The sequence below is a fragment of the Streptomyces sp. NPDC057287 genome (assembly GCF_042667905.1).
Classification (GTDB): Bacteria; Actinomycetota; Actinomycetes; order Streptomycetales; family Streptomycetaceae; genus Streptomyces.
Window position 1 is genome coordinate 38906 of record NZ_JBHUYV010000020.1, and the last position, 13127, is coordinate 52032.

Annotated in this window: 11 protein-coding genes and 1 pseudogene; 1 reads left to right on the top strand and 11 read right to left on the bottom strand. The window is 72.2% G+C overall.

What is annotated here, in order from left to right; translation table 11 throughout:
• Positions 1 to 97 precede the first annotated feature (97 nt).
• Positions 98 to 940, top strand: coding sequence for a GH25 family lysozyme (locus tag ACFUNE_RS30750; protein WP_383574988.1), 843 nt, complete (start codon positions 98 to 100; stop codon positions 938 to 940).
• 77 nt (positions 941 to 1017) lie between these two features.
• On the opposite strand, the pseudogene ACFUNE_RS30755 reads toward ACFUNE_RS30750, so the two are convergent.
• The 11 genes and pseudogenes from ACFUNE_RS30755 to ACFUNE_RS30805 form a co-directional block, all read right to left on the bottom strand.
• Positions 1018 to 2515, bottom strand: a pseudogene (locus ACFUNE_RS30755) (alkaline phosphatase family protein).
• A 137-nt stretch (positions 2516 to 2652) separates the two neighbouring features.
• Positions 2653 to 3714 carry a 2-aminoethylphosphonate ABC transporter substrate-binding protein gene (locus ACFUNE_RS30760; protein WP_383574775.1) on the bottom strand — a complete coding sequence of 354 codons (1062 nt, stop codon included), beginning with the start codon at positions 3712 to 3714 and terminating at the stop codon, positions 2653 to 2655.
• Between the two features lie 49 nt (positions 3715 to 3763).
• Positions 3764 to 4561, bottom strand: coding sequence for an ABC transporter permease (locus ACFUNE_RS30765; protein WP_383574777.1), 798 nt, complete (start codon positions 4559 to 4561; stop codon positions 3764 to 3766).
• The gene (locus ACFUNE_RS30770) at positions 4548 to 5471 is read right to left on the bottom strand and encodes a 2-aminoethylphosphonate ABC transporter permease subunit (RefSeq protein WP_383574779.1); all 924 of its coding nucleotides are present in this window, start codon (positions 5469 to 5471) and stop codon (positions 4548 to 4550) included. The genes ACFUNE_RS30765 and ACFUNE_RS30770 overlap by 14 nt, the downstream gene beginning before the upstream one ends.
• Positions 5464 to 6621, bottom strand: a complete 1158-nt coding sequence (locus ACFUNE_RS30775) for an ABC transporter ATP-binding protein (RefSeq protein WP_383574781.1) — start codon at positions 6619 to 6621, stop codon at positions 5464 to 5466. Before ACFUNE_RS30775 ends, ACFUNE_RS30770 begins: the two co-directional genes overlap by 8 nt.
• A complete protein-coding gene (locus ACFUNE_RS30780; RefSeq protein ID WP_383574783.1) occupies positions 6618 to 7322 on the bottom strand; it encodes a phosphonatase-like hydrolase in 705 nt (234 codons plus the stop codon). The genes ACFUNE_RS30775 and ACFUNE_RS30780 overlap by 4 nt, the downstream gene beginning before the upstream one ends.
• 5 nt (positions 7323 to 7327) lie before the next feature.
• Positions 7328 to 8452, bottom strand: a complete 1125-nt coding sequence (locus ACFUNE_RS30785; protein WP_383574785.1) for a TIGR03364 family FAD-dependent oxidoreductase — start codon at positions 8450 to 8452, stop codon at positions 7328 to 7330.
• 142 nt (positions 8453 to 8594) lie between these two features.
• Positions 8595 to 9359: a GntR family transcriptional regulator gene (locus ACFUNE_RS30790; protein ID WP_383574787.1), complete on the bottom strand. Its 765-nt coding sequence runs from the start codon at positions 9357 to 9359 to the stop codon at positions 8595 to 8597.
• A gap of 68 nt (positions 9360 to 9427) precedes the next feature.
• Entirely contained in the window at positions 9428 to 10840 is a 1413-nt protein-coding gene (locus ACFUNE_RS30795; protein WP_383574789.1) for an MFS transporter, read from the bottom strand.
• Positions 10837 to 11697 carry an SDR family NAD(P)-dependent oxidoreductase gene (locus ACFUNE_RS30800; protein WP_383574791.1) on the bottom strand — a complete coding sequence of 287 codons (861 nt, stop codon included), beginning with the start codon at positions 11695 to 11697 and terminating at the stop codon, positions 10837 to 10839. The genes ACFUNE_RS30795 and ACFUNE_RS30800 overlap by 4 nt, the downstream gene beginning before the upstream one ends.
• A gap of 68 nt (positions 11698 to 11765) precedes the next feature.
• On the bottom strand, positions 11766 to 13127 hold the full coding sequence (locus ACFUNE_RS30805) for a flavin-containing monooxygenase (RefSeq protein ID WP_383574793.1): 1362 nt from the start codon (positions 13125 to 13127) through the stop codon (positions 11766 to 11768).

Below are 13127 nucleotides of genomic sequence, written 5' to 3' on the forward strand. Positions count from 1 at the left end.
ACGAGCACCCCCGCACCTGTCTTCCGCACCCCCGACGCGCCTGGAGGCATCCGTGTTGTTCCGAGTCCGCACCCCTCGTTCCGCCCGCCGGACCGTCATGGCGGCCGTCGCGCTCGCCATGGGCGCCGTGATCGCGCCGGCGGTGTCGGCGGGCCCGGCCGCCGCGCAGCCGGCGCCTTCGAGCAGCACGATTCCCGTCGGTGCCGGCTACATGGGCGTCGGCTACACCCAGGACGGCGCAGCGTTCGCCCCGGACACCAGAACGCTCCACCTCGGGGCCGAGGGCGCCGCGGCGCCTCTGGCCGCGCAGCTTCCGGGCATTGACGTCTCCCACTACCAGGGGTCTATCAACTGGGCGTCGGTCAAGGCCGCGGGCATCAAGTTCGCGTACATCAAGGCGACCGAGTCGACCACCTACACGGACCCCCAGTTCAGCACCAACTACGGGAACGCCCACAGCCAGAAGGTGATCCGGGGCGCCTACCACTTCGCCCGCCCGAACCTCTCCGGCGGCGCGGCCCAGGCCAACTACTTCGCCGCCCACGGCGGGGCCTGGTCCAAGGACAACCTGACCCTCCCCGGGATGCTGGACCTCGAAGGCGGCTGCTACGGCATGTCCACGACCGCGATGCGGACGTGGATCACCGACTTCTACAACGCGTACAAGGCGAAGACGAGCCGCGACGCCGTCATCTACACCAGTCCGAGCTGGTGGAACACCTGCACCGGCAGCTGGAGCGGCATGTCCGCCAAGAGCCCCCTCTTCGTGGCCCACTGGACCACCGCGGCCAGCCCCTCGATCCCGGCGGGCTTCCCGTACTGGACCTTCTGGCAGTACAGCTCCACCGGTTCGGTGAGCGGCATCAGCGGTGCCGTGGACCGCGACCGCTTCAGCGGCACGGAGGCACGGCTGCTGGCCCTGGCCAACAACACCGCCTGACGGACGCCGGGCACGGTGCGGTCCTCCGGCGATCGGAGGGCCGCACCGCACCGCCGTGCGGCCGCGCCGGCCAGTGGTCAGGAAGCGGCGAGGGAGACCGCGTCCACCGTCCAGTACCAGTTGTTCCCGCCGGTGTAACGGAAGCGGATCTGCGCGGTGGTGGCCCCCGCGGGGACCTGGAGCGTGACGCTCTCGGCCCTCGACGTGACGTCAGCGGTGTACGTCTTCACGGCCACGGGGGCCCCGCCGTCGTACGAGACCAGCACCTGGCCCTTCTGGGGGGCCTCCTGCCGGTAGTACGTGGTGTAGCGCAGGACGGCCGTCGAACCGCCGGTGACCCTCCAGGCAGGGGTGACGAGAGTGGAGTCGAACGTGCCGCTGTAGCTCTTGTCGACCCATTCGTCCCCGTCGGCGACGGCGAAGACGTTGCGGGCCCGGATGTTGTTCTCACGGCCCTGGGCCCGCTCGGACGCGGTCCAGAACTCGTCGGTGGTGAAGGTCCAGCCGCGCCATTCGGTCACGCCGCCGGCGCCCATGGCGGTGTTGTCGACGGTCCAGCCCGCGGGTGGCGTGTGGGTGAAGCCGACGACCGAAGCGCCGGTACCGGTCTCGTCGACACGCGTCCCGAGCTGGGGGCGGAGGGCGTCGAAAGCGTCCGGGGTGGGCTGCTGGAGCGGCCGGCCGTCCAGGTCCCAGGACGGATCGACGGGGACACCGAGGTGCACGAGCGCCGAGACGGCGACATCAGGCATCTTGATGTCGTGGCGGGTGGAGCCCGGGGTGATGCCTCCGCCGGCGGCGATGAGGAAGGTCTGACGCTCCGCCGCGCTCGCGCCACCGTGGCCACCCGCGTCGGTGTGTCCGTGGTCCGCGGTGACCATGATCAGCCAGTCCTCCGAAGCGTACGAGGGCCGGGCCCTGACGGCCGCGAGGATCAGGCCGACCTGCGCGTCCGCGTCGTGGATGGCGGTGAGGTACTGGCTGCTGGCCGCGCCGTGGCTGTGGCCCGCGTGGTCGATGTTGTCCAGATGGACGAAGACCGCGTCCCGCGTGCCGTCGCGCAGCTCGGCCACCGCACGGCTGGTGGTGCCGGTGTCGTACTCGACCGACGGCGTGGACACCCGCGAGTCGACCTTCGAGGAGAAGATCGTGGTGGTGACGGGGGCCCAGGAAGCGACCGCGTAGGTGGAGAGGGAGGGCTTCGCGGTCTCGATCCGGGTGAGGAAGTCGGGGTACCAGGGCGAAGGCGTGGCCGGTGAAGGCGTTGTCCTTCACCAGGTGCTTGTCGGGCCACACTCCGGTGATGACGGTCGACCACCCCGGCCCGGAGAGCGTGGGGGCCAGTGGCTCGGCGTACAGCGGGCTGACCGAGGTCAGGCCGCTCGCCGCGAGGCCGTCGAGACTCGGCGCGTCGGCGTCCCTGATCCGGCCGAGCATCGCACCGTCTAGCCCGATGACCAGGACCTTGGGAGTCCGGGCGGCGGCGTGCGCGGTGAGCGCCGCGAGCGGTCCGGCGGCGGTGGCGAGGGCCGCGGCGGCGGCGAGGAGCGATCGGCGGGGTATGCCTGCGGACATGTGAGACCTCCGTGGTGGTGGCGAAGGGCCTCAACACCGCTCTGCCGCATGCGGTGTTGAGGAGGGATCCTGATCTGTTGACGTCCACTGCCGCATACCGGCGGCCCCGGACGCTCCGGTGGACCGCCCGGCGGCGGTCAGCTTCCGGTGGCCGACTTCCAGGCGTCCACGTAGCCGTCGAGGTTGGTCCCGATGTCCGACCAGTCGGGCTCGAAGATCTCCACGCCCTTCATCAGCGCGGCCAGTTCGGTGGCGTTGGGGTCCGTGGCCGTCACGTCCGTGCGGGCCGCGAAGCCCCCGCCGACCGCGCTGACGTCCTGCTGGGCCTGTTCGGAGAGCATGAAGTCCAGGAGCTTCTTGCCGTTCTCCGAGTGGGGAGCCCGGTCGACCAGACCGGCCGCGTACGGGAGGGCGAAGGTGGTGGGCGCGCCACCGCTCGGGGCGGGGAACCAGATGCCGAGGTTGGGCATGTCCTTGGCCTGGGCGAAGTTCATCTGGACGTCGCCGTTGGCGACGAGGAGTTCGCCCTTGTCCACCTTGGGCGCGAGCTTGCCCGTGGACGCGGACGGCCCCACGTTGTTGGCCTGGAGCTTCCCGAGGTAGTCCATCGCCGGCTTCTTGCCGCCGAAGTCGTGCATGGCCTTGATGAGCACCGCCGTACCGTCGCCCGCGACGCCCGGGGTGGAGTACTGGACCTTCTCCTTGTACGAGCCGTCGAGGAGGTCCTCCCAGCTCTTCGGCGCGGCGGGCAGCTCCTTCTTGTTGTAGACGAAGCCGAAGTAGTTGTTGACGACCGAGGTCCAGGTGCCGTCGGACGCCTTGTCCGCCGGGTCGACCTTGTCGGAACCGGCCGGCTTGTACGCGGCCAGCAGCTTCTTCGTGTCCGCCTGCTGGATGAAGGGCGGGAGGGTCACGAGGACGTCCGCCTGCGTGTTGGACTTCTCGCGCAGCGTCCGCTGCACCAGCTCTCCCGAGCCGCCCTCCACGTACTCGACCTCGATGCCGGTCCTCCTCTCGAAGTCCGCGAAGACCTTGTCGTACCAGCCTTTGCCGTTCTCGCCCTTCAGGCCGTCGGCGCTGTACACGGTGACGACCTTCTCGTCGGAGGCGGCGGAGGTGCCGCCGCAGGCGGAGAGGGTGGTGGCGATGGCCAGGCAGCCGGTCGCGGCGGCCAGGGTCTTGAAGGGGTTCGTGCGCATGGGTGTCGAATCTCCAGGAGGTCGTTCGGTTGACGGGGATGCCGGCGGGTCAGCGGTAGGAGGCCCTGGTCCTGATCCGGGAGACGCCCAGCAGCACGAGCAGCGTCGTTCCCATGAGGACCACGGCGACCGCCGCGCCGGTGAAGAGCGAACCTCGGTCGGTGGCAGCGAAGATCTGCACCGGCAGCGGGGTCCAGTCGGGCGGGTAGAGCATCATCGTGGCGCTCAGCTCGCCCATGGACAGGGCGAAGCAGAGCCCGGCCGCCGCCGTGAGCGACGGCAGCAGCAGCGGGAGCCTGATCCGCCACAGGACGTACGCGGGGCGGGCGCCGAGGCCGGCCGCCGCCTGTTCGTACACGGGGTCCAGTCGTACGATCGCCGCCGAGACCGACTGGTAGGCGAACGCGGTGACAAGAACGGTGTGCGCGAGGATCACGATCCAGCGCGTCCCGTTGAGCAGGACCGGCGGACGGCTGAAGGCGACGAGCACCGACAGTCCGACCACGACGGACGGCACGGCGACCGGCAGCACGAAGAGCGCGTCCAGGATCCGCTTCCCGCGGCTGCGCAGGGCTGCGGCGGCCAGGGCCGCCCAGGTGCCGGCGGTGAGCGCGAGCAGGCTCGCGGCCAGCGCGGTCATCAGGCTGGTGCCCAGGGCCTGGAGGGAGTCGGCGCCCGTGGCGGCGGCGTAGTGCGCGCCGGTGGGGCCGGAGGGGAAGGCACCGGACCAGTTCGTGGCGAAGGACGCGGCGACGACGACCGCCAGCGGCACCGCGAACAGCGGGACGAAGAGCACGAGGAAGAGGGCCCATGCGGCCCACCTCCCGGCGCGGCTATGCACCAGCACGGCGGCTCACCACCCGGTAGAGGCCGTAGAGACCGACGGAGATGACGATGTTGACCACGGCGACGACGCAGGCCGCCGGGTAGTCCGACTCCAGGATCGCCTTGCTGTAGACGAGCATCGGCAGCGTGGTGACGTCCTTCGCTCCGGTGAAGAGCACGATCCCGAATTCGTTGAGGCACATCACGAGGACCAGGCTGCCGCCGGCCGCGAGGGCGGGGAGCGCCTCGGGAAGGATCACCCGGCGCACGATGCGGGCCGGACCGGCACCGAGCGAGGACGCCACCTCCAGCTGTGCGGTGTCGAGCTGCGAGAAGGCAGCCAGCAGGGGGCGCATCACGAACGGGGTGAAGTAGGTGATCTCCGCGAGCAGTACGCCCCAGGGCGTGGTGAGGAAGTGGAAGGGTCCGTCGGACGCTCCGGTGACGCCCGTCCAGATGCCGTTGGCCATGCCGACGGTGCCGTAGACGAAGAGCAGGGCGAGCGTGATCAGGAAGGACGGGAAGGAGAGGAAGACGTCGATGAACCTGGCTACCGCCCGCGCGCCGGGGAACGGGACGAAGGCGATGACCAGGGCCAGGACGAAGCCGAGGACGAGGCAGCCGACGGTGGATCCGACGGCGAGCCACACCGTCGTGGTGAGTGCCGAGCGGAAGGACTCGGAGGCGAAGACCTCCGAATAGGGGGCGAGGGAGGTGCCGCCCTCGTCCGGGGTGAACGACTGCTGGACGACGAGGGCCAGCGGGTGGAGGAAGGCGAGCGCGAGGGCGACGACGGGCGGGAGGGCCCAGAGGGACGCCGGGACACGCCGGGGGGCACGCGCGGCGGAGGGGGCAGGCGGCACCGGGACGTCTCCGGTGCGCGGGGCCGTGCCGGCCGGCGTGACGTCGGCTGTGCCGGAGGCGCTAGGCATGGGGACCTCCGGCGGAGGAGGCGAGGACGGGCGGCGTGGTGGCACGCCCCGCGTCGGCCGCCCCCTCGGGGAGCACACGCCCTCCGTCGCCCGCCCCCGCGGGGAGCAGGACCGCGTCCTCGGGGGCGAAGTGCAGGGTGACCGTGTCCCCGAGCGCCGGCGCCTCCCGCAGTTCGCGGACGTCCGCCATGACCCGGTGCCCTGCGGTGTCGACGTACAGCCGGTGGGTGGAGCCGCGCCACTGGATCTCGGCGAGCTTGCCGGTAAGGGTGTTGGGGCCGGCGCCGAGGCCGACCAGGTGCGGCCGGACGCAGAGGATCGCCGCGGCACCGGCCACGGCTTCTCCGGCGTCCACGGTGAGCGGGTGGCCGGCGAAGTCGACGCTGCCGGGCCGCTTCCCGGCCGTGACGGGCAGCAGGTTGGCGTTGCCGACGAAGGAGGCGGTGAACTCCGTGCGGGGACGGCGGTAGAGCTCCTGCGGGGTGTCGCAGTCCTGGAGCCGCGCGCTGTCCATGACGGCGATCCGGTCCGCCAGCGTGAGGGCCTCGACCTGGTCGTGGGTGACGTAGAGGATCGAGACGTCCGGCAGCTCGCGGTGCAGGCGGGCGAGCTCGGCGAGCATCCCGGAGCGGAGCCGGGCGTCGAGCGCGGAGAGCGGTTCGTCGAGCAGCAGGACGCCGGGGCGGACGGCAAGCGCGCGGGCGATGGCCACGCGCTGCTGCTGGCCCCCGGAGAGCTCGCGCGGGTGACGGTCGGCGTAGGCGGACATGCCCACGAGTTCGAGGGCGTCGGCCACCCGGCCCGCGATCTCGGCCCTGGCGGTCTTGCGGGCCTTGAGTCCGAAGGCGACGTTCTCCCGGACCCGCATGTGCGGGAAGAGGGCGTACTGCTGGACCACCATGCCGATGCCCCGGCGGTGCGGGGGCAGGTCGGTGACGTCCCGGTCGCCGAGGTACACCCGCCCCGACGCGGGCCGTACGAATCCGGCGACGGCGCGCAGCGCGGTGGTCTTCCCCGAGCCCGAGGGGCCGAGGAGGGCCATGACCTCACCGGGTTCGACTGTCAGATCTAGCCGGTCCAGGACGACGTTGCCGTCGTACGCGACCGTGACCTCGTCGAAGCGGATGCCGGACGCCGCCGCGCCGCTCATGCTTCCGCCCGGGCGAGGAGGTCCGGGAGCTCCGCCACCGAGCCGAGGACGTGCGTGGCGCCGTTTTGGGCCAGCTGGTCCTTGTCGTGGGCCCCGGTGAGGACACCCGCGACGATCCCGGCCCCGGAGCGCACGCCGCTGAGCATGTCGTAGGAGGTGTCGCCCGCCACGGCGATCTGCCCTACGCCGTCCACGGCGCCCGTACGCAGGAACGCCGCCAGCACCATGTCCGGGTAGGGGCGGCCACGACCGCCCGCGTCGGCCGGGCAGAGCGTCAGCGGGACGAGGTCCTGCCAGCCCAGAGCCTCCAGGATGGCGTCCTGGGTGGTGCGGGCGAAGCCGGTGGTCAGGACGACGGTACGGCCCTCGGCCGTGAGCCGCTCGACGGCCTCGCGTGCGCCGGGCAGGGGTGCGATCCTGCCGCCGTCGACGAGGGCTCCGTACGCCTCCTCGAAGGCGCTGTTGGCGCGCCGGGCAGCCTCCTCGTCGCCGAACAGGTGCCGGAAGACGGAGATCTTGGACTCGCCCATGGTGGCGCGGACGTAGTCGAGTTGATCCGTGTGCTCAGCCGATCCCGGCTCGATGCCGAGCCGTTGCGCGGCGGCGGAGAAGGCCTCCTCGACGAGCCCGCCGTCGGCGACGGTCGTACCGGCCATGTCGAGGACGACGAGGTTCATCCTGTTGTCGGTGGTCGAAGTCATCTGTGTCACCAGCCCAGTTCGTCGGCGGTCGTTTCTGCGATGGCGGGAGAGCACGTCATGCCGCGCCCGCCGGGCCCTGTGACGAGCCAGACTCCGTCGCGCACCTGCTGGCGGTGGACGACGCGACTGGTGTCGGTGCACTGGGCGTAGACCCCGGCCCACCGGCGGCGGATGCGCGGCAGGGGGCGGCCGAGGAAGGACTCGACGACACCCGCGAGGTGCTCGTACGGCTCCTCCACGGTGTCGAAGGCGAAGGGGTGCTCGTATTCGTGGGTGTCGCCGATGGTCAGTCCGCCGTCGCGGCGCTGCACCATGAGCAGTTGCATCCGGTGGGCCGCCGCGGTCGGCGCCTGGGGCTGGCCGGCGTCGAGAGCGTCCAGGGCCTCCCCGGCGTAGGCCGGGTAGTAGCGGAAGCTGTCGGGGTCCGCGACGGAGGTGGTGAGCCGTTCGCCGAGCGGATCGGTCTGCATCATCTGCAGACGGACACGGCGGACCGGCAGGCCGGGACCGGCGAGTTCGCGGACGAGGCCGCCGAGCCAGGCGCCCGTGGCGAGGACGACGACGTCACCGCGGTGCACGTCACCGTGGTCGTCGCGGACGGACGCGGCGCCCACCACCTCGCGCACCTCACGGCCGCCGAGATAGGTGTACTTCCCCGAGGACAGCAGGGCCTGCTTGAGGGCGAGCTGGGCGGAACGCGGCTCGACCGCCGCATCCCGCTCGCACCACAGGGCCGCGCCGAAGGCCCCGCGCAGCGCTGGATTCACGGCCCGCGCCTCGCCCGCGGTGAGGAGCTTGTAGCCGCGGGCGGCCGCGTCGGGCCGGGCCACGGCCGCCTCGGCCACGGCGGTCTCCAGCTCGGTGCGGAGCGGGGTGAGCGATCCGCAGGGACGGAAGCCGAGATCCGGCACCCGCTCCCCGATGGATTCCCACTGCTCACGCGCCCGCAGCGCGGTCTCCAGCTCCTCGCCGCCCGCGCGGCCGCTCACCCAGATCTGTCCGAAATTGCGGAGGGATGCCCCGCGCGCCTCGCTCTCACGCTCGATCTGTACGACCTCGTGGCCGCGGTTCACTGCGTGCCAGGCGTGCATGGTTCCCACCACGCCGGCTCCTACGACGATGACTCTCACGACGGCAACGCTCCTGGGAGCGGATGGCCCGGACGGGGCCACGCGGCAACGGAACGGTGAACTGGGCGTCAATCTTGGACTAGACCCGTTACCTTTTCGTAATCAGAGAGGGGCGCTCCCGCCGTCCCCGGGTGCGGACTCCTCAGCCGTGGCGTCCCAGGCGGGTCGTGAAGGAGAACCGGTCGCCGCGGAAGAGGGTCCGCACCCGCTCCAGCGGGAGCCCTGCGGAGTCACGGGAGAATCGGTGCAGCAGCAGCATCGGGAGAGCGGGCGGCGTCCCGATCAGCAGCGCCTCGCGGGGGGTTGCGAGGACGGTCTCGATGCGCTCGTCGGCGTCGCCGAAGAACACTCCGAGCCGGTCGCGCAGATAGGCGTAGAAGGAGGAATCGGGGTCGAACTCCTCGTCGAGGCGCGGGACCCGGGCAACGGTGACGTAGGTGCTCTCCAGGCCGACACGCTCCTCGTCGGCCAGCAGGACGCGTTCCATGTGCCATACGGGCTCGCCGCGCGGCACCCCGAGCTCGACGGAGAGGGCCTCGGGGCAGGGGAACTGTTCGAGCCCGATGAGGTGACGGCCGGGCGTGCGGCCCTGAAGCCGCACACCTTCGGTATAGCTGGCCAGTGAGAGCGGCTGTTCGAGCTTGGGGCCGGCCACCACGGTGCCTCGTCCCTGCCGGCGCAGCCGTCCCTCCAGCAGCAGTTCACGCAGCGCCTGGCGCACGGTCTCGCGCGAGACCTCGTGGCGCAGAGCCAGGTCCCGCTCGGTGGGCAGCAGCCCGCCCTCACCCAACTCGTCGAGGAGGAGCGAGACATGCGCCTTGACCGTGTAGTACTTCGGGACGCGTCCGTGCTCCGGGATGCCGGAGCGGATCGGTGCGCCAGGTGTCTGGTCGTTCGGGTAGTCCACCGTCCGATCGTGTCAGACGGACGTGAACGCACCCCCCGGCCGGGTGCGAGCGGCCGCTGTCCCCGCGGTCATCTCCGGGCGCGCACCGCATCCGCGCCGGACGGGCCGTCCAGGGCGCAGCGGCGCTGGAGCAGGAAGGCAATGGCCATCAGCAGGGCGGGCACCACGGTGAAGCCGGTCAGCAGCGCCGTGAGGGCGGTGTCCGACTGGGCGACGGTGTGCCCCTCTGTCGTGGAGACGAAGCCGCCCACGGCGAGGACGGCGGAGTACACGTACGGGCCCACGGCCGTGCCCGCGGCCTCCGTGGCCGTCCACACACCGGTGTAGGCGCCGGCCGCCGCCGCGCCGCGTGCCTCGGCGGCGGCCACGGCGTCCGGCACCATCGAGAACGCGAACAGCTGCAGGCCCGCGAAGGCGGCCCCCAGGAGGGCGACGACGGCGACCGTCGGGCCGGCTCCGAGGGCCTTGCCGACCAGCAGGCCGAGCGAGCCGAGGGTGAACGCCGCCTGGGACAGCAGCAGTCCGCGCTGCTTTCCGATCCGCCGCGACACCCGCAGCCACACGGGCCCGGCGATCACCGCGGGCCCCAGGAAGGCTCCCATGAAGAGCGCTGTCAGCCCGCTGTCCTCGAAGACGTACTCCGTGTAGAAGGGCAGCGCCGCGAGGAAGAGGTGCGTGGTGGTGCCGGTGAAGAGGTACGACAGGACCATCGCCCGGAAGTCTCGGTCACGCAGTACCGCTGCGATGTCCCCCCGCCCGGTGGTGTGTCCGCCACCCCCCTCCGGGACGCGGAAGCCGCAGCGGGCGGTGAGGCGGCGTACCCCGGTGACGCCCACCGCGCAGGTGGCGAGCATGCACGCACCGAGCGCGAGGGCCATCACCGTGTAGTCGTCGCGGGCGCCGGACTCGACGAGGGCGGGTGCGGCGACCCCGGCCCCCAGCAGGCCGAAGGTCAGGAACAGCATCCGGAACATGAAGACGCGCGTGCGCTCGTGGTAGCCGATCCGCAGGTCGGAGGGGGTGGTGAGGTACGGCACCTGGAAGCAGCCGTAGAGCAGGTTCCCCGCGAGGAACCAGCCACCGACCCAGAGCGCGGCCGACGCCCCCGTCAGGCCCGGCGGCACGGTGAACATCGCGACCAGGGCGACCGCCAGGGACAGCCCCGTCCGCAGCAGCCCGAGGCGGTTCCCGCTCCGGCGCGCGTGCCGGTCGGACAGGGTGCCGAGCAGGGGGTGGACCAGCGTGTCGACGACCTTGGGCAGCAGCAGGGCCAGTCCCGCCAGGAAGGGCGGTACGCCGAGCGTGTGGGTCAGGAAGTACAGCAGGAGCAGCCCCGGCACGGTGCTCCAGATGCCCATGCCGACCGATCCGACGGCGTAGGGGACAAGGTCGGCGGCGTCCGCCCGATGCGCTTCGTCGCCGGCGTCCGCCCGATGCGCTTCGTCGTCGGCGCCGGTGGACGCGGCGGCGGTACGGCTCATGAACCGTCCTCGTGGCGTGCGACGAGGGCGGCGGCGAGTCCTGCGTCGGCGAAGGCGCCCGACCGCACCCGGCCGGCGAGGGTCCGGGCGACGATCCGGTCCGTGAGCCCCGGCAGATGGCGGGCGAGGAAGAACTCGACGGCTCCCCTCCGGGTGGTGGGCAGGTCCCTGCGCACCCGGCGGCCGAGCGCGGCACGCAACACCGCGTCCACCACACCTTCCAGCGGCTCGTACCGGCTCATTCCCTCCAGGGAGAGGCCGGCGGCGGCGGTGGAGTCGTGGATGGGGCTGCGGACGGAGGAGGGATACACGCAGGTGACCCCGACGTGGGTGCCCAGTTCCAGGCGCAGGGCGTCGGCGTAGGCGACCAGCGCCCGCTTCGACGCGCCGTACGCGGCGGCGAGCGGCAGCTGCATCACCGCCATGCGGGAGGAGAGCATGACGACCCGGCCGCGGGAGGCGACGAGCGCGTCGACACAGGCGGCGGTGGTCCGCCAGGTGCCGAGGAGGTTGAGGTCGAGCTGGCGCAACGCCTCCGCACCCGGTGGGAGTTCGGCCGGTGCGGGGCCACCGGCCCCGGCGTTGTTGACGAGGATGTCCAGCCCGCCGAGCCGGTCGAGGGCGGCCGCGACCGCGTCGGTCACGGAGGCGTCGTCGGTGAGGTCGCAGGGCAGGACGGTGATGTCCTCGTCCGGGCCCGGGACGAGGTCGAGTCCGACCACCTCGGCGCCCAGGTCGGCGAAGCGGCGGCAGACGGCGCGCCCGAAGGTGCCGGACGCGCCGGTGACGAGCACGCGCAGGCCGGCGGCCGGGCGGAGCCGGCGCCGGGTGCGGCGGCCGTGAGCGGGGCGGTTCATGCGGGGATCTCCTGTCGGCCGGGCAGGGCTGTTCACGCGGGACTCTCCTGACGGCCGGGCGGGACTGCTCACGCGGGGCTCTCCTGTCGGGCGGCGGGGGCGGAGGGGCGTCCGGCGCCTCGTCGCTGCCGGGCGCGTCCGGCCCGCATCTCACGGGGCAGCGCGGCGAGGTAGTCGTCGAAGTCGACGCGCATCATGGGCCGGCCGCCGGCGCCCCAGCGGGCCGTCGCACGGCTCAGCGCACGGGCCGCGGACTGCTGTTGCCGCGCGGCCGTGGGCAAGGCGTAGGCACCGCCGAGATGAGCGGCGACCAGCTTCGCCTGCGCCTCGACGACGGGGAAGGCGGCACCGGTCGACTGCATCAGGCCGACGAAGGCGAGGCTCGGGTCGTCCAGGTGGAACACCCTCTGATAGAGCGGGAGCTCCTCGGGGTCTACGCCGGTCCAGCGTGGAGCGAGGAAGGGGATCGTCACGCGGTATCCGGTGGCCCACACGATGACGTCCACCGGGTCACGGCTGCCGTCGCGGAAGACGACCCCGTCACTGTCGAGGCGGTCGATGCCGGGGCGCGCGACGATCTCGCCGTGGGTGAGGCGGTGCAGGACCGTGTCGCTGATCGTCGGGTGGTTCTGGAAGAGGCCCCCGGCCGGTGCGGGAAGCCCGTAGCGCTCCGGTGTGCCGACGGCCAGTCGGAGCATCGTCCCGGCCAGTCGCTGGCGCAGCCTCCAGGGCAGTACGGACAGCGCGCCGCCGGTCGCGTCCGAGGGCCGTCCGAACAGGTACTTCGGGACGATGTGCACGCCGCGGCGGGCCGACAGGAGAACCGGGCCACGCGCGGTGTGGGAGGCGTCTACGGCGATGTCCATCGCCGAGTTGCCCATGCCGACGACGAGGACCCGGCGGTCGCGGAAGACCTCGGCGGTCCGGTAGTCGTGGGCGTGCATCTGCGTCCCGGAGAACGCCCCGGGGTAACCGGGTTCCGGCATGCGGGGGTTCCAGTTGTGCCCGTTGGCCACCACCACCGCGTCGTACCGCCCGGTGTCGCCGCCCTCGGTGGTGACCAGCCATCCGCCGCCCTCCCGGGCGTGCTCGACACCCGTCACCGAGGTACCGAAGCGGATGTGGCCGTCGAGGCCGAAGGTCCGGGCGTAGTCGCCGAGGTAGCAGGCGACCCGGTCGGCGGAGGGATAGTCGGTCCAGGCACGGGGCATGGGGAAGTCCGCGAACTCGGTACGCCCCTTGCTGGTGTTGAGGTGCAGGGACGCGTACGCGGGCGAGAGGCCGCTGCTGTTGCCGCGGACCCACAGCCCGCCGGGAACGTCACCCTTCTCGTAGGTGACGACGTCGACTCCGGCGTCGAGGAGGGCCTTGGTGGCGGCGAGGCCCGCCGCTCCGGCGCCGATCACGGCGGCACGGCGGTCGGTGGTCAT